At 38.9% G+C, this 16,317-nt stretch carries 17 protein-coding genes; 5 read left to right on the forward strand and 12 right to left on the reverse strand.

The annotated features are described in order from the left end of the window. Positions 1-54: 54 nt before the first annotated feature. The 3 genes from DBT49_RS07545 to DBT49_RS07555 form a co-directional block, all read right to left on the reverse strand. On the reverse strand, positions 55-972 hold the full coding sequence (locus DBT49_RS07545; protein WP_070558405.1) for a M48 family metalloprotease: 918 nt from the start codon (positions 970-972) through the stop codon (positions 55-57). Between the two features lie 258 nt (positions 973-1,230). Then, the gene (locus DBT49_RS07550; protein ID WP_111846315.1) at positions 1,231-4,023 is read right to left on the reverse strand and encodes a hypothetical protein; all 2,793 of its coding nucleotides are present in this window, start codon (positions 4,021-4,023) and stop codon (positions 1,231-1,233) included. Positions 4,024-4,377: 354 nt separating this feature from the next. Then, entirely contained in the window at positions 4,378-4,938 is a 561-nt protein-coding gene (locus DBT49_RS07555) for a hypothetical protein (RefSeq protein WP_070558402.1), read from the reverse strand. A gap of 479 nt (positions 4,939-5,417) precedes the next feature. Here DBT49_RS07555 and DBT49_RS07560 point away from each other — a divergent pair, with 479 nt between their 5' ends. The 5 genes from DBT49_RS07560 (at position 5,418) to DBT49_RS07580 (ending at position 10,262) form a co-directional block, all read left to right on the forward strand. After that, complete coding sequence (locus DBT49_RS07560) at positions 5,418-5,756, forward strand: hypothetical protein (RefSeq protein ID WP_083300397.1); 339 nt, start codon at positions 5,418-5,420, stop codon at positions 5,754-5,756. Next, positions 5,749-7,101 (forward strand): cell division protein FtsK, encoded by a 1,353-nt coding sequence (locus DBT49_RS07565; protein ID WP_101560574.1) that lies wholly within the window; start codon positions 5,749-5,751, stop codon positions 7,099-7,101. Before DBT49_RS07560 ends, DBT49_RS07565 begins: the two co-directional genes overlap by 8 nt. 180 nt (positions 7,102-7,281) lie before the next feature. Beyond that, positions 7,282-8,646: a Rep family protein gene (locus DBT49_RS07570; RefSeq protein ID WP_070558398.1), complete on the forward strand. Its 1,365-nt coding sequence runs from the start codon at positions 7,282-7,284 to the stop codon at positions 8,644-8,646. A 67-nt stretch (positions 8,647-8,713) separates the two neighbouring features. After that, positions 8,714-8,974 (forward strand): helix-turn-helix transcriptional regulator, encoded by a 261-nt coding sequence (locus DBT49_RS07575; RefSeq protein ID WP_070558397.1) that lies wholly within the window; start codon positions 8,714-8,716, stop codon positions 8,972-8,974. A gap of 67 nt (positions 8,975-9,041) precedes the next feature. Then, the gene (locus tag DBT49_RS07580; RefSeq protein WP_070558396.1) at positions 9,042-10,262 is read left to right on the forward strand and encodes a site-specific integrase; all 1,221 of its coding nucleotides are present in this window, start codon (positions 9,042-9,044) and stop codon (positions 10,260-10,262) included. Between the two features lie 108 nt (positions 10,263-10,370). On the opposite strand, the gene rpsI is transcribed toward DBT49_RS07580, so the two are convergent. The 9 genes from rpsI to DBT49_RS07625 form a co-directional block, all read right to left on the reverse strand. Then, complete coding sequence (gene rpsI / locus DBT49_RS07585) at positions 10,371-10,763, reverse strand: 30S ribosomal protein S9 (protein WP_013668580.1); 393 nt, start codon at positions 10,761-10,763, stop codon at positions 10,371-10,373. Between the two features lie 13 nt (positions 10,764-10,776). Beyond that, positions 10,777-11,220 carry a 50S ribosomal protein L13 gene (gene rplM / locus DBT49_RS07590; protein ID WP_013669478.1) on the reverse strand — a complete coding sequence of 148 codons (444 nt, stop codon included), beginning with the start codon at positions 11,218-11,220 and terminating at the stop codon, positions 10,777-10,779. Between the two features lie 139 nt (positions 11,221-11,359). Further along, the gene (locus DBT49_RS07595) at positions 11,360-11,521 is read right to left on the reverse strand and encodes a hypothetical protein (RefSeq protein ID WP_013668826.1); all 162 of its coding nucleotides are present in this window, start codon (positions 11,519-11,521) and stop codon (positions 11,360-11,362) included. 60 nt (positions 11,522-11,581) lie between these two features. Then, entirely contained in the window at positions 11,582-12,541 is a 960-nt protein-coding gene (locus tag DBT49_RS07600; RefSeq protein WP_070558395.1) for a serine hydrolase, read from the reverse strand. A gap of 83 nt (positions 12,542-12,624) precedes the next feature. Then, the gene (locus DBT49_RS07605) at positions 12,625-12,816 is read right to left on the reverse strand and encodes a hypothetical protein (RefSeq protein ID WP_070558394.1); all 192 of its coding nucleotides are present in this window, start codon (positions 12,814-12,816) and stop codon (positions 12,625-12,627) included. A gap of 99 nt (positions 12,817-12,915) precedes the next feature. Then, on the reverse strand, positions 12,916-13,710 hold the full coding sequence (truA, locus tag DBT49_RS07610; RefSeq protein ID WP_070558392.1) for a tRNA pseudouridine(38-40) synthase TruA: 795 nt from the start codon (positions 13,708-13,710) through the stop codon (positions 12,916-12,918). A 102-nt stretch (positions 13,711-13,812) separates the two neighbouring features. Next, the gene (locus tag DBT49_RS07615) at positions 13,813-14,607 is read right to left on the reverse strand and encodes an energy-coupling factor transporter transmembrane component T family protein (RefSeq protein WP_013670109.1); all 795 of its coding nucleotides are present in this window, start codon (positions 14,605-14,607) and stop codon (positions 13,813-13,815) included. After that, positions 14,597-15,475: an energy-coupling factor ABC transporter ATP-binding protein gene (locus tag DBT49_RS07620; RefSeq protein WP_070558390.1), complete on the reverse strand. Its 879-nt coding sequence runs from the start codon at positions 15,473-15,475 to the stop codon at positions 14,597-14,599. Before DBT49_RS07620 ends, DBT49_RS07615 begins: the two co-directional genes overlap by 11 nt. Beyond that, a complete protein-coding gene (locus DBT49_RS07625) occupies positions 15,451-16,290 on the reverse strand; it encodes an energy-coupling factor ABC transporter ATP-binding protein (protein ID WP_070558388.1) in 840 nt (279 codons plus the stop codon). Before DBT49_RS07625 ends, DBT49_RS07620 begins: the two co-directional genes overlap by 25 nt. Positions 16,291-16,317: the final 27 nt, after the last annotated feature.

The raw sequence follows: 16,317 nt of genomic DNA on the forward strand, positions 1-16,317 counted from the left end.
TATATGAAGACTATAGATCTTCTAAATCTTTATGGATTTAGAAGACCTAAATTATTAATAATCAAATTTCTCTACGATCATCCCTGATAACTCTTGAAGATTTGCAATACGGTCATCAGTATCTGGATGAGTTGACATAAGAGCAGCAAAAAGTCCTTTTTCTTCCATTTCTTCAGAATTACTATCGATAATATCCAAGGTTTCAATGAGTTCATTACCGTAACCTAGTTTAAAAGCAAATTGATCAGCTAGAAATTCATTGGCACGCATAGAATTATTAACACATAAAAGCCCAATTTTTGTCCACAGCCACATAGCTCCAGCAAGAATTATATTAATCAAAATCGTTGAAATGAGTTCCCGATATTCACCCATTAAACCGAATACTATAGCTACTATTGCAGCAAAGATCTGATAGATAATAAATATTGCTGAGATGATTAAATTACCAACCCCAACAACAAGAATAATATCTGTATCTTTATTAGATATATGTCCAAATTCATGAGCTAATGTCGCCTTTATATGTTCATCACTTAATTTTAAAAGTCCTTTGTGAACAACGATCGTCTGTTGTCCAGTTGCAAAAGCATTCATTGCTTGATTATTCGACATAAATAGCTTTATATTGTCTGACAAAGAGGGATCCTTTTGCTTAGCTTGACTATAGACTTCTTCCCACAAGGGCTTCAATCGCTCAACATGCTCTTTTCGTCTTATCTTTTTTGCACCAACCTGTAATCTTAAAATGGCTTCTCCAATAGGTGATAAAGCTATCACAAGAGAAATACCATATAAAATAATTGGCCTCATAAACGCTATAAATGGATGGGTAGTGGGATCATTTCCAAAAAGTAACTCAAGTATAATAATATTAAAAATAAGCCAAATAATAATTCCGATATTACTTTTTCGTATAATTCTCACAAGGGGTAATCTTTTCACACCTTCCATAAAATCATTTGTTTCCATATAACCATATCCTTTCTTAATAATAAAAATTTAAAAATAACTTTGTACTAGGTCTGATATAAAAGTCTAAATCTTTTCCAAAAATGCAGGCTATCTAATCAATATGTGCTTCAAAATCATCCCTGATGTCCATTTCACGAACTATGGAAGATAGACTTTTGCCTATCTTCCATAGTTTATTCAAGTGATTCAGGACTTTTTGACTTTTTCACGCTCTCTTCCTACAATTAGTAAAGTATTTTAGTCTTTATAAGAAGATTAGTGACGTTTACGGTTTAAGATAGCACAACCAGCAAATACACTGGATACGCCAACGATAAGACTCATAACGCCTATCGATGCTCCTGTCTCAGGTAAAACAGTAGTATTTTCCCTTTTAAGATCATTAACTACATTTACTGAAATCGAAGTATGTTCGCCGTTTTTATTAATGATTTCATTTGAAACTTTGTCAGAGCATTCTTTACTATAAGTTTTATTTATGGTTGCCCCTTTAGATGGTACTTTTGTCTTATTTTTATCTGCTTGTAGGTTATCACGATCTTCTTCAACTAATGATTGAATCAAATGTTTAATTTTATCATTCTTCAATGATGATTTCTTATCATCAGTTTTGATTTGGTTATCATTAATGCTTTTGGCCACTCCAGATTTTATTTCTCCTTCAGCGGAAGATGATTGGTCATCCTCTTGAAGATTGTCATCAGCAGTATTAGATGATGGTTTGTCACCTTCTCGATGATCATCTCCCTCAACTGGCTTATTCTCATCCTCAGTCACTGAAGGTTTAATCTCATCATGAGGCTTTTTATCAGTAACGGTTGGTTCTTCACCCTTAGGCGTTTTGTTTGGTTTCTCTTCTCCTGCTAGGGTTGAAAGAGTAGGCACCTTGGCTTCTGGGAGCTCTTCTTGAACCGGTGCGTCCTTTGGAATGGCAATGATGTGATTACCATCTTGGGTGATGATTAAGTCTTTTCCTAGGTTATAAAGTGATAGCTTTTCAGCGTAGGTCTTTTGAGCTTGAGCTAAGTCGTCTTTAGCTTCTTTTAATTGTCGTTTGACGTGAGTCAAGGTTTCGCTGGCTTTAACAGCTTGCTCTTTTGCCTCAGTCAGTTGAGTTTGTAAAGTGTCTTTTTGACCAGCTGCATTTAAGGCTTGATCTTTCTTCGCCTTGGCATGGTCAATCGCTTGTTCTAAATCAGCCACTTGGTTTTCTAAAGCACTTGTTTTAGTCTTGGCTCGATCTAGAGCTTGACTGGCCTGATCTAAATCATTAGCCGCACGGTTTTTGGCATCGGTAGAAGCCTTCAAAGCGTCTTCCGCTTGGTCAAGGGCTGCTTTCGCTTGACGACGAGCCTCGTCCTTGTTGTTTAAGGCTAGAATGAAACCATTTAGGGCGTTTTCAGATTGTTCCTTCTTGCTTTGAGCATTTTGCACAGCGCGACTGGCGTCTTTTAATTGGGCTTTCAAGACATCAAGTGTCTTAGCCAATTGATCAGAGTGATCTTCGACTTCTTTATCCACATAGATGTAGTTAAATTCAGGCAAGAACTTCATCGGTTGACCCTTCCAAGTCGGTTGAAGCGGATTTTCTTCACTCATCTTGTTGTTATATTCTCTGGACCATTTGTCAAGAGCGTCCATATTGTTAGCATGTCCAACGTCAAGGCCATAGTGATCTTTCATGATGGTGAACCCACCAGGGTTGGTGTGGTAGTTAAAGTTGAAGAAAATTGCACCCTCAGGTGTAAGCTGAGCCCCAACACCGGCTGGGCCGTAGAACTCAAAGAGCGCGCGACGGTGACTGTAGTTCCCACGATGAAGGTTATTGAAGTCACTGTACCAGCGTAAAAGTAAACGATAAGCCACTTGCTCATAAGTGCGGTAATCGCGCTGTTCGCCTATCATACCGGAGACTTGTTCATTTTCACCGCCCCAGTTGAAGACCCAGTCATATCCCGCGTTTTCCCCGCCGTGGGCATATTCTTTCCATGGGGACCCGTCTTTACTGTATTTGGTGGCATGAGACAATGTCTTGTTTTCAGCCATTTCTTGGGCCCGTAAGGTGGCATATTCAACGAATTTATCGTCGACATAGGCGTCATCTTTAATGCCGTTCTTGTGGCGTAATTCATTTAAGAGCTTCACAAATTCTTCGGATAACTTCTTGTTGTTAAAGTTATGGAAGTCAACTTCATGAACGCTGTTATCGATTTCAATGTTCCGAATCCCGTCAAAGTCCACGTCTTCCATCCGATAGTCTCGCCCATTGTTGATGGGGTTAAAGCGTTTATTGTAGTCATAATCGGCGGCCTTTTCAGGGGCTTGCTTATTAGGATCGCCTTTAACAATGGTTTTCTTCACAGTCGGTTCATAGTTTTTGAGTGCTTCCGCTTGATGATTCACTTGATCCGTCAAGTTCGCTTCTTTAGCTTTGGCGTCTTGAAGACTTTGATCAGCCGCTTGAACGTCTTTTTCCAAACGCTCTTTTTGGGCTTGGTCACCCCCGGTGGTTAAAGCGTTTAAGGCGCCTTCTTTTTCCTTAACAGAGTTCTCTTTAGCTGCTTGATCCGCTTGAGCATCAGCTAATACTTTCTCTGCCGCTTGAGCAGTAGCTTGGGCTTGATTCTGTTCACTTTGGGCATCTTGAAGTTTTGGTTCAACCATGGCTTTTTCAGCCGTCTTTTCTTCGATGACTTGGCTGTGTTCCTTAACAATGACGTCTGCTTGATCAGCCACTTGAACCGCGTCAGTTAAGTCCTTAACTTGGTCCCTAGCCTTGGTGTCCGCGTCTTCAGCCGCTTTTACGGCATCTTCTTTAGCGTGAACGCCCTTTTCTGCCTTGTTAACTTGCTCTTTAGCTTCGTTAACGTCAGCTTCAGTCACTTTAATTTCTTGAGGACTTTCTTTCCTTTGTATTTCAGACGTTGAATATGTATTAATAGAGGAGACTTCCGCCGCTTTAGCTACTGTTTCTTCAGAAAAAAATACTACTCCTGCAGATGTAGTAGTCGCTGTTGTAGCTAATAATAACTTCTTAAAATTTGTCATATGTATATCTCCTTTGGCAATTATCGATAGTTTAATAAATAAATCTATATAAAAAGATTAAGAACTATCTTAATCTTAGTAAAGCGCTTAATTTTCTTCAGCACTACAGCTATTGTATAAAAAAAAAAAAAAAGTCTATATATAATTTATCTAAAGATTTTTATGTTAAATTAAAATATGTATATAGTTTTTTGGTGCATGTGTTGTTATCAAGTCGGTACTACTTAGAGACTGATATATACTCTACAAACAAGATATGCATTCAAATATAAGCTTTATAGGATTGATACTTTAGTTAATCATGTATATATAAAAAAACACAGGAATTTATTTTCCTGTGTTTTGACTTTTAAATTAATCATTATTCGATTCTTTCTTTTTCACATAATATTTAAAGGGATTTTTCAATCTAAAAGTTGAGATTATCAAACTATCTGATTCCATAGCTTCCTCATCATCAAAAAATAGCTGACAGTTTGTATAATCTTCTTTCCATAATTCTTCATTCAGACTAAATTGTTCGTTAAAAAGAGCTTCTATCATAACATATAGCTTATCCTCTTTTGGTATTTCATATGTATACCTTTCTTCATCACTTCTATTGTCTGAAACAAATAAATCATTCAAATTTTCTGCAAAAACTTTATTTGCTTTTTTTTGCTTTTCAAATGCAGTTGATTGAATATTAGCTAATTTTTGAAAGTAAGGTCGCATTACCTTATTCAATTTATTTTCTGTTTCTTCATCTAAGACATAGGCTGTAGTTTTTCCAATAGATTGTTTTTCATCTAGTTCATACCATGAGTTTAGCTTTCTTAATTCTCTATATACCTTAGCCTTGATTTTATCATACGTATTCTCATCTAAATTATAGATAGACTGATATAACTCTATATATTCCCTTACAATCATCATCCTCATAACCTCTCTACTGATTTTCAAAGAATTGCAACTGGTAACCACTATTATTGTAACTCGTTTTGTTTTTGTGTCAACAATTATAGATTTGTATAATCTGGAATAATGTTGTTTAATAGAACTGTAAGGAAGAGTAAATACTTACAATAAAACAGAGAGGAGATGTATCAAATGAAAAACATATTAAAAAAAAATTAAGGCATTTGCGTAAATATCGTATGTCCAATTTTTCCAATACTTCCTATATTTTACTTACCGATAAATGCGAATTGGAAAAAGTGCCTACTAATTTGAAAAACTTATGGAACAACGATGACAAACTGAGCTTTAAAACCTTAACTATTTCACATAACTCAGATATTGACAAAATGTTAATTAGTGAATTAATACGTCAAATATTTAATGAACTTTGTCTTATTATTCGTTTAAAAATCGCTTTTTCAAAAACAATAAACTAAAAGAAAGTTGGAACAATAATGAAAACACAATGGATAAGAACACTTGCTGAAGTTCTGATGCATGATACAGAACCAAAAGAGATGACCAGTCCTAGAACCGGTAACACATATGTAACAGATGTTGTACCAATATTAAGAGTATTATCTACTGGTACTTGGGAAGAAGTAAAAGGCCAGTATAAATATTCTGTTGTAGATGTAACAAACAATTTAGAATATTCAATAAAGGCTCCAGAAAAAATTGAAGTTAAACTAGGCACCATTCTTCAATTTAAGAATGTACGTGGAGGCACCACTAATAGTGGGGTTGGCTGGTTTTCTGCCGATTCAGTAATTATAGCCCCACGAAATAAGTAGAATGAAATACAGAAGGATCACTTCTACAGCAAACAGTAAATTACAAGGCTATCAAATCACACTGATAGCCTTAGTAATTTCAGTAGTATTTACCCTATTGTTATTATTAATAAGCTATAAAGTGCCTGAAATAGCTCAATATATAAGTAAGCCGTTATTTATATCTTATATTTTTAATATTAGCCTAACTCTACTACTAATATATCTATGGTCTAGACGCGAACAGACATCTACCCTTTCCATTCCGATTATGTCTAGGCAATCAGAAAAATTAGCTAAAAAACTCAAGGGATTATTCAGTGATAAGCAAATCACAGATGTGCTCAAACTTTCAAATTTGACGCGGTATGGCCACGAAATGCCTGAAATATATTCCTGGGTAAATAACGATCTATCGGAAGGATTTATCGCCATTGAAAACATAGCAAATTGGGAAAGAGCAGACCGCCAAAAGTTCGAGCAACGCGTATCAGGAATATTAGCAGGAAAGTATCAACGATTTGCTGTTACTAGGTCTGAATTAACTGCAGGTGATAGTTTTATAATTTTTTATTTTGAAGATACAATGACTTCTCAGCGCTTAACTATAAAAAATCAAGAGTCATTAAAGAGCTTAATAAGCAAGAATAAACATGCTATACGGCTATCAAAAGACTTAGTTTGGTATTCTGATAAAACGCCTATGATGAGCATTATTGCAAGAACTAGGTCTGGTAAAAGTGTACTAGCAGGCAATTACATGGCCAGGATGATGCTATTACAAGGTTGGATAGTAGAGTACAATTCAGCAAAATTAGATCGTTATGTAAAAGAATTCAACGGTCAATCAGATCCGCTAAAAATTGTTGATCGAGCTGAATATTGGTGTTCGATTATGGATAAAAGACTTAATGAAATTAATGAAGCAGGTAAGGAAAAGTATCTTGAAATGAATAACATGCCCGATATAGCACTGTTCTTTGATGAATTAGGTAATTTAAGCGCTTCCTTAGAGTCACTTGATAAAACTGACAAGAATTTGAAAGCAAGTTCACGTTGGACTAAAGCTATTAATCGATTAACAGCTACTGGTGGTTCTGCTGGAATTCATATCATTGCTATATCACAATTTGGGACTAAAGAGGGATTCCTCCCTTCCTTAGCTCGTGTCAATTGCTCCGATGCTGCTATTATGCTTGGTGGAGCTGCTGATTCTGCTGATGAGCGAAAGTACTTGATGAGCGGTTTCGCTGATATGCCTAAGCGTAGTTATGGTAAAGGACAAGGTGTTGCCCGTATCCTAGGATCTGGTAAAAAATGGGAAGTCCCACATTTTTATGAAACACCTTGGTTTGACGAAATGTAAAGTAACTTACACAATTCTTACTTTTAACTATTCTAACGCCTGCGCGGCAGTGGGCTTGTCAACTGCCGCGCAGATCAACTAAGCTTGATAAATCAAGCTTTTGAAGCAGAACAAGAAGTTCAAATCCTTGATTTATCAAGAGAATAGTTAATGGAATAATATAAAGGAGAAAGTTTAATTATGGCGAGAAAAGAATCTACTCTTACAGCGATTATGTTGGTTCAACAGCTAGAAGAAGAGTATTGGTTATCTCCAAATTATAAAGAACCACTTCACCAAGCAAAAGAAGGAAATTGCCGTCCCCTACTCGAAATGGTCATCAAAAATTTAGAAGCTGATGACATCATGGTAAAAGAGGCATACATCATTAAACATGATAAAGATACCGTTTCTGTTTGGGATCCTGAACAGATGAAAAATATTATTCAAACAAAAGCTGAGCATATACACGCCTTATTAAAATTTGAAAAAGGCGCATCATTAACTAGAATTGCACTAGCTACCAAGGTAGAACCTCAGTATCTTGAAAAGTTAAAATCTGGACGATACGGTTACGATAATTGCTTAGCGTACCTGGTTCATGCTAAAGACGAAACCAAGCACCAATACCAGCCAGAAGAAGTTGTAACCGTTTTAGGTGAAGAATATAAAAGTATCTATCATCGTAGCATGGAAACATGGGTAAAAGGCCGTGCCATAAAGAAAGCTAGGGAGACTAATCTGAGTGTAGACTGGCTAATTGAACAAATATTGGCTGGCGAAATTACTAAGAGTAACATATTGCTTACCGATAAATACTATACGATTTACGGTCAACATAAACGGAAAATTAATGATGCTCTTGAAACTGCAGGCGAACGGAAAAGTTTTCGAGCCATTGCTGAGCTTGAAGCGGGAGAGTTTAAAAAGACGATTCTTTATATTCAAGCAAAAACAGGCGCTGGAAAAACTTTATACGCTAAAAAGTTGATTGCACTATTACAAAAAATTGCTCTTAAATTTGGTCATAAATGGGAAGCTTGTGTAACAGCATCTACTAACGCCTTCGATGAGTATAGTGGTCAAGAAATATTATTTCTTGATGATATAAAAGGAGGAAGTTTAACAGTCTCGGACTGGTTAAAGTTGTTAGATCCCTATATGATTAGCCCGATATCAGCCCGCTACCACAACAAGTGGGGGTCTGCTAAAGTCATTATTATTACTAATACTAAAGCACCCCATGTATTTTTCAAAGAATCAAAAGACAACTTTAATGAAGATATTGCGCAATTTGTGAGACGACTTGACTATCTAATTAAAATTGAAGAAAAATTTTATTTGTCTACTCCAGTTAAATGTTTTCCTAAGTTTCAGACTAGCTCTTCTAGCAAGGGCTCACATTATTTCTTCAAGTTTTCAAAGGGTAAGCAGTTATTGATGAACGAAGCTACTGACAAAATTATTAAAAAAGTAATTCAGAACATGCAATGGAACAAAACAAAAAAAGTTACCGAAGCAAGCGACCAAACTAACAACGGTAACTTAAAAAAACAACAAAAATAGCACGTGACCATTCCTGTTGCTGCTATTATCTCAAAATTTAATTTAATTAACAAGAGAGGTGATTAGCATGCAAGTCATTCTTCCAGATGAGCAAATTCATCAAATTCAACTTATGATATCTGATCTAATTAAAAACGAAATTGAGAGCCGCTTAAACAACAGTAATATTAGTAGTCCTTTTCTGAATAAACAAGAAGCCTGTAACTATCTTGGAATTTCAAACAATACGCTAGATCGATGGATTCAAAAGGGTTTACCCGTTATTCGCATCGGTAAAACTGTTCGTTTTGATAAGTCTGAGATAAATCGCTGGCTTAAAAACCAATAATCATTTTACCGTGGTTTGTTATAATGAAATCACGGTATTTTCTAGCTCAATTCAGAAGGAGAATACTATGTCAATTGTTAAAACCAAAAACAGTTCTTATCGTTTACGAGTCTATATTCCAAAAGAAGCGCAAGCATCACTAGGAGTTGATAAAAAAAATAAAGAAAAACGATTTAAGACACGGCGAGAAGCAAAAAAGTACGAACTTGACTTATTAAACAAAATTGAAAAAATTATGAATGGAGAACATGTTTCTTCATTAGACAAGAACGGTTCTATTCTTTTCTCTGATTTTTACAAAAATATTTGGTGGGAGTCCTATAAAGCAGGACAGACAACCTCAACAAATAAACCACCTTCTAAAGTGACTGTTAAAAATGCTGAAATTATTTTTAGAAAGCATATATTGCCTTTATTAGGAAATTACTCACTCGATTTTTTAAATCAAAACAAACAAGTTGTGCTAAATCTTCTTACTCAAAAAGCTGAAGAATATGCTAATTTCAAAGTAATTCGAAGTTATGTTAATTCCCTATTTGATTGGGCAGAAGAATTAGAATACATTGAGAGTAATCGTCTATCTAAAACCATCAAGCGAATCAAAGCAACTAAAAAAATTAAGTTGCAGGAAGCTAAAAAAGATAAAGACTTATATTTATCTCAACCTGAGCTCCAAGCATGGTTTTCAGCCTTTGAAGAAGATTTAAAAGCTGAGAAGATTTTATTTAAGGATTACGTATTGTTCTATACTACATTCTTTCTAGGCGATAGAAAGTCTGAAAGTTACGCCCTTCAATGGAAACACATAGACATTGAACAACAAAAAATCCAAGTCGTTCAAGCTCTTGATAAATATAAACATAAAAAAGCAACAAAAGGAAATAAGAAAACTACTTTTGGAATTCCAAGAGAATTGGCAGACCTTTTGACAGCATGGAAAAAGCAACAAAAAAGAGATTTGGCAAAGTTTCAGATAATTCAAACCGAGGAACAATATGTCTTTACATACATTGATAGCAAAGGAAATGTAAATAGCCCTTTATACACTGATTATCTAAATAATAAGATGAAATCAGTGGAAAAGCGCCACCCAGAACTAGTACATGCTACGCCACATAAACTCCGTCACACCGGAGCAACTCTTGCTAAACAAGCAGGCGTATCACTTGAAGCTATTTCTGAAGCCCTTACTCATAGCGATACACTTACAACTAAGACCTACGTCAACACATCTAATGTCGTTCCTATGGCTGTTGGAGAAATCGCATATCGAAGTATGAAAAACTAATGGTGTGAATTTGGTGTGAAAAGTGGTGTGAATTTTGAAAAAAAGACAAGAAAAAACACCCCATGGTGTGAACCAAGAGGTGTTGTAAATGCTGTAATGACGCCAATTCTAACGTTTGGAGAATTGAGGTGCCTTACGCGCTTTCTTAAGACCTGGTTTACGACGTTCCTTCATACGTGGGTCACGTGATAATAAACCAGCTTCTTTTAATGGTTTACGGAAGTCAGGATCTACTTCCAATAATGCACGGGCAATACCGTGACGAGCTGCACCAGATTGGCCAGCAAAACCGCCACCTTGAACGTTAATATGGATGTCATATTGACCTTCAGTTTGTGTTACGGCTAATGGTTGTTTAACGATTACGAATAAGGATGCGTATGGTAAGTATTCTTCCATCGCTTTACCGTTAAAGAAGATATTACCAGTACCAGGTACTAAGCGTACGCGGGCAGTAGAATCCTTACGGCGTCCTGTTGCTTGATAACTTGCTTGTGCCACTGCTGTTCCCTCCTTAAATTAATTCTGTAATATCGATGGTTTCTGGTTGTTGCGCTTGATGTTTATGGTCGCTACCACTATATACATGTAAGTGGGTAAATTGTTTACGGCCTAAACGATTCTTAGGTAACATACCACGAACTGCGGTTTCAATTAAACGTTCAGGTTTTTCTGCACGTAATTTACCAGCAGTGGTTTCTTTAATCCCACCTGGGTAACCAGTGTGGTGATAGTATTTCTTATCTTGGGCTTTATTACCAGTTAATTTTACCTTGTCAGCGTTGATGATAATCACGTGATCACCAGTATCAACATTAGGGGTAAAAGTTGGTTTATTTTTACCACGTAACATATTTGTTGCTACAGCTGCTAAACGACCTAATGCAATATCAGTCGCGTCAAGAACAACCCAGTTACGTTCAACTTCGCTAGCTTTTGCCATATAAGTTTGACGCATGTTTATTTCCTCCGTTTACTTTACGATTGTTGCGTATCACAATTGGTTTCCGGGGCCGATCGTGGGGCAAACAATACCGTCTAATATCATAGCTATAATTTCACCTAAAGTCAAGTCTTTTTTATTTTTTAGCCGCCACTTAACCCAAAAAATAATAAGCCGACAAGACCACCATGGCCGCCAATAGGAGGAAGCCAATCAAAACGAAAAGAAGGTAGAAACCTCGCCCTTCCCGCTTGTAAAAATAGTAAGACGACCCAATTAAACCGAGGGCCACTAGAAAACCTAAAAAGATCAGCATTGGTCCGCTCCTTATCCTCTACTTCTCATCTGTCTAATTCTTGCGACACTCTTCAAGCCTTTACTCCCCATACAAGTACTGACTAAAGACCTCAGCCAATTGCTTAAACCAGTCCGTTTTCTCACTGTCACTGGCTAACCAATCGGACGTCATCACGGCCAGGTAATAACTTTTCCCCTTGGCGTCTTTATAAATTCCACTCTCATTGTAGATACCGGTGAGTAAGCCGTACTTGTTCCAATAATTATCCTCACCAGCCAGGGCCTCGTCAAAGGGGATTGGCTCCTGAGACTGCTGCAATTGCTCGAGCAAGAAGGCCGTATGTTCGCTATTCAATAGCTTGCCCTGCTCCAGTTCCTGGTAAAAACGGGCCAAGTCTTCAGGAGTAATATGCAAGGAATAGTCCCCAGAGGTTTCAACACGAAAAGTTTGAAAGCCCCAGTCATGCATAATTTGGTTAAAGCGGTCATAATTAACAATATCGCGTCCCAGGGTAATGGCCCGATCATTGTCCGACCACTGGATAGTAGGGATAATAAGCTGTTTAATCCGCTCTTCCTGACTAGCAGTAATTTCCCCTTCTTCAACGAGGTAAAGGGCAGCAGCGGCTAGAAGGGGTTTATAGGTAGAAGCGGTAATAAAGTCGGCTTGGTCATTGATAGCGACGATCTTTTTCCCCTCTTGGTTAAAAACCGCTATGCCAACCTGCCCTTCTGTTAAGTCGCTGACTAAGTTTTGCAAGGCACTTTCTAAAGCCTTAGATTGACTAGCCCCGCTTTCCTTATCCAGCCAGGCTAGATATTGGTCAGCCATGTGATCGATTTGTTGCTTTTCTCCCGCAGCCTGCTGGCGGATAATTAAGACCGCCAAGCCCAAGTTAAGTACAAATAAAAGCATTGTAATGACTGCCAATACTTGTTTGGTGGCCTTTAACTTATCTAAGCGAATGGCCCGCACCAGTAAATAAGCAAAGCCACCTAGGATGATCAAGCCTATTAGCAAGAAAGTTATCTTTACCATCTTTTCCTCCACAATTCCTTGTATTATTTACCGATCATAGTATACAGTATCTTTCAATTGAACATCAGCTCTACCAAGGCTAACTAAAATATCCCCGCCAGCATGAGTAAAATCGGTATGGTGATGAATAAAGTTAATAAACAGCCACAACCTTGCAGACTGGCCCCACAGCCCTGTAAGGCGTCGCCAAACTCTTCCAGTTCTTCCCCTTTTAACTTTTCTTCAACAATAATTTCGTTACCGTCTTCATCATATAACTTGCGGTATCTCGGCATACAATCCTCTTCCTATAACAAAGGTTATTTTACAATATTTTTACAAATAATAAGTACTATTATCATAGCAAAAATGCCGATAAAGGCCTAGTTTTTTCTCTAATAGAAGCCGTTCGCCTCTGACTTAGCAATCCGTTCCGCTCGACTGGGATAGTCCACATGGTGCAGATAGAGACCATGGGCCTTAGCAGTGGGTCCCGCGGCGTTCCGGTCTTGAATCCTTAGCAAGTCACTGAGATTCTCCACCGGACGGAGGCCATCGCCAATCTGCAAGCAGGTCCCCACAATAATCCGTACCATGTTGTAAAGAAAGCCATTGCCCTCAAAATAAAAAGTCAAGGCCTGACCGTCCTCAGAGGCCTGACATTCCGCCCGGTAGATCTCCCGATCAAAGACGGTTTTATCCGTCTTGGTGGAACAGAAGCTCTTAAAGTTATGCGCCCCTATTAAGGCCGGCAAAGCGGCTTGGATCCGAGAAACTTCAGTACGATAGGGATGGTGGAGGACGTAGTGGCGGTCAAAAGGTGAAACAAAGGGGGCTAGAGACACTTTATATAAATAAGCCTTTCTTTGGGCATGGTAGCGGGCGTGGAAGTGTTTTTCCACCGGCTCAACTGCTTTCACACAGATAGCGTCATCTAAGATGCTATTTAGGGCCCGTAATAAGCCTTCTGTTTCGATCTCTGAAGGGTAGTCAAAATGAACCACTTGCCCTAGGGCATGGACGCCAGAATCGGTACGGCCAGACCCATAGACAGTAATCTCTTGTCCCTTAGTCATTAATTTCAAGGCCTTTTCTAGGGCAGCTTGGATGCTGGGTCCATTGGGTTGGACTTGAAATCCCACATAGGGAGTACCATCATAAGCAATCGTCGCTTTATAGCGTTGTGGCATAATTATCAAACGCCTCTCTCCTTATATAATCACAAATAAATAGGAAAAGCCGGCCATCACTGCCAGCTTTTCGCTCTTTTCATTCTTTACTTGCTTTGGCCATTAGGACCTAAAGATTAATATTGCTAGGCAAACGCAAGCCACTAGCCCGATAGCCATGGTATCGCGTTGGTGCCAGTGGAGTAAACGATACTTGGTCCGCCCTTCGCCCCCTTGGTAACCACGCGCTTCCATAGCAATGGATAAGTCATAGGCGCGGTCAAAGGCCGAGACAAAGAGTGGCACTAGGATGGGGATAATGGCCTTGATCCGGCTCATTAAAGACCCCTCGCTAAAGTCAACCCCACGAGCCCATTGAGCATCCATAATCTTGTCCGTCTCTTCTAATAAGGTTGGTACAAAGCGTAATGCAATGGACAACATTAGGGCAATTTCGTGGACTGGAAGAATATTCTTTAAAGGCTTCATCAAACTTTCCAAGCCATCGGTAATATCCAAGGGTTTGGTGGTTAAGGTAAGAATGGTAGAAATGAAAATAATGTAAACGAAACGTAAAAAGATAAATAAGGCGTTCCATAAGCCTTCATCAGTGATGGCTAAAAAGCCCCATTGCCAGTAAACTTCCCCTGTCCGGGTAAAGAATAACTGCAAGGCCACCGTAATTAAGATCAATAGGATCATGGGTTTTAAACCTTTGAGAAAAATTTTCAAAGAAATCCCTGTTAGCCAGACAAAGGCCACCACTAAGAGGCCTAAGATCCCATAAGTCAGGCCATTATTGGCGAAGAAGATAAAGATCAGTAAGATGAACATAATGATCAATTTGGCCCGTGGATCCATTCGGTGGACCAGGGAATCGCCGTTCAAATAACGTCCCATAATAAATTTATTCTTCATCTTGAACCTCCCCTAGTTCAAAATAGTTAAGAATACTATCCGCGAGTTGATCAACGGTTAGCGGATTGTCTTGGAGTTGAATCCCGGCTTGGTCAGCTAAAACCGCCTTAAATTCTAAACTATCAGGTAGTGACAGGCTATGGTCTCTGAGCCAATCAGCATCAGAAAAGATTTCTTCTGTGGGCCCTTGACGAACCACCGTCCCTTTATTCATCACGACAATATGATTGGCATATTGGGCAGCATCATTCATTTGATGGGTCACTAAAACCACCGTTAACTGGCGTTCCTTATAGAGTCGGTAGAACATGGCCATCATGTCCCGGTGGCCTTTAGGGTCCAAACCAGCCGTAGGTTCGTCCAAGACTAAGACCTGGGGTTCCATGGCAAGGATTCCAGCAATGGCTACCCGGCGCATTTGCCCACCTGATAAGTCGAAGGGCGATTGGTCATATAATTCACTTGGCAAACCAACCAGGTCAAGGGCGTCAATGGCTTTTTGACGGGCTTCTTCCTCACTGGCTCCGTAGTTTAAGGGGCCAAACATGACATCTTTAAGGACAGTTTCTTCAAAAAGTTGCGACTCAGGAAACTGAAAGACAATCCCTACTTGGCTGCGGATGCGCCGTAAGACTTCCCCTTTAGAATTCTTGGTCACCTGGTCTGGCCCAATTTGAACGGTTCCTTGGGTAGGCTTTAAGAGGCCGTTAAGGTGCTTGATGGCGGTTGACTTCCCACTACCGGTATGGCCAATAAAGGCGGTAAAACTTTGGTCGGGAATGGTTAAATTCACATCATGCAAAGACAAGGTTTCAAAGGGAGTGCCTGCCCCATAAGCATAACTTACGCCTTGGAATTCAATTTGCATAAGCAGTCCACCAACCCTTCTTCAGTATAATAATCCTTTTCAAATGAAAAACCACGTTGGGCTAGGGCATTTTTTAATTGCACACTAAAGGGCACGCCCAGTCCCATATCGATCAACCTATCCCCATAAGAAAATATTTCTGCCGGTTTGCCTTCATTAACGATTTCTCCCTGACGAAAAACCAAGATCCGATCGGCACTGGCCGCTTCACTTAAATCATGGGTAATGGATAGGACGGTGAGCTGGCTCTTTTCCTTTAAACGGCGGATAACCTCCATCACTTCTTCGCGCCCTTCTGGATCCAACATGGAGGTGGCTTCATCCAAGATAATCACCCGCGGCTGGAGAGCAATAATGCCAGCAATGGCTACCCGTTGTTTTTGCCCCCCTGATAAGTTACTGGGTTCATATTGGCGATAAGCCGACATGCCGACCTCTTCTAGGGCCCAATTGACCCGCTCGACCATTTCATCGTGTGGCACCGCAGCATTCTCTAAGCCAAAAGCCACATCGTCTTCTACCGTGGCCCCAACGAATTGGTTGTCAGGATTTTGAAAAACTAGACCGATATTTTGCCGGATCGTCCAGACATTGGCTTCATTAAGTGCTAAACCCGCTACCGTAATCTGGCCGGATTCCGCTTCTAATAACCCATCAATTAGTTTGGCCATGGTAGATTTTCCTGAGCCATTATGACCGATAATGGCTACCCATTCTTGGTCAAAGATATCAAAAGAAACCTGTTTGATGGTTTGTTTGTTTTCTTCCTTATCATAGCGAAAGCTAACATCTTTGACAGAGATGATCGACTCCAAGTTGTCTCCCCATTTCTAAAATAAAAC

Source organism: Aerococcus mictus (assembly GCF_003286595.3).
GTDB lineage: Bacteria > Bacillota > Bacilli > Lactobacillales > Aerococcaceae > Aerococcus > Aerococcus mictus.

Excerpts from the sequence above, each read along its gene's own strand:
- DBT49_RS07580 (WP_070558396.1), top strand. The coding sequence starts at position 9,042 with ATGTCAATTGTTAAAACCAAAAACAGTTCTTATCGTTTACGAGTCTAT.
- DBT49_RS07560 (WP_083300397.1), top strand. The coding sequence starts at position 5,418 with ATGAAAACACAATGGATAAGAACACTTGCTGAAGTTCTGATGCATGAT.
- DBT49_RS07620 (WP_070558390.1), bottom strand. The coding sequence starts at position 15,475 with ATGCAAATTGAATTCCAAGGCGTAAGTTATGCTTATGGGGCAGGCACT.
- DBT49_RS07575 (WP_070558397.1), top strand. The coding sequence starts at position 8,714 with ATGCAAGTCATTCTTCCAGATGAGCAAATTCATCAAATTCAACTTATG.
- DBT49_RS07615 (WP_013670109.1), bottom strand. The coding sequence starts at position 14,607 with ATGAAGAATAAATTTATTATGGGACGTTATTTGAACGGCGATTCCCTG.
- DBT49_RS07570 (WP_070558398.1), top strand. The coding sequence starts at position 7,282 with ATGGCGAGAAAAGAATCTACTCTTACAGCGATTATGTTGGTTCAACAG.
- DBT49_RS07600 (WP_070558395.1), bottom strand. The coding sequence starts at position 12,541 with ATGGTAAAGATAACTTTCTTGCTAATAGGCTTGATCATCCTAGGTGGC.
- rplM (WP_013669478.1), bottom strand. The coding sequence starts at position 11,220 with ATGCGTCAAACTTATATGGCAAAAGCTAGCGAAGTTGAACGTAACTGG.
- truA (WP_070558392.1), bottom strand. The coding sequence starts at position 13,710 with ATGCCACAACGCTATAAAGCGACGATTGCTTATGATGGTACTCCCTAT.
- DBT49_RS07545 (WP_070558405.1), bottom strand. The coding sequence starts at position 972 with ATGGAAACAAATGATTTTATGGAAGGTGTGAAAAGATTACCCCTTGTG.
- DBT49_RS07605 (WP_070558394.1), bottom strand. The coding sequence starts at position 12,816 with ATGCCGAGATACCGCAAGTTATATGATGAAGACGGTAACGAAATTATT.
- DBT49_RS07595 (WP_013668826.1), bottom strand. The coding sequence starts at position 11,521 with ATGCTGATCTTTTTAGGTTTTCTAGTGGCCCTCGGTTTAATTGGGTCG.
- DBT49_RS07550 (WP_111846315.1), bottom strand. The coding sequence starts at position 4,023 with ATGACAAATTTTAAGAAGTTATTATTAGCTACAACAGCGACTACTACA.
- DBT49_RS07555 (WP_070558402.1), bottom strand. The coding sequence starts at position 4,938 with ATGATGATTGTAAGGGAATATATAGAGTTATATCAGTCTATCTATAAT.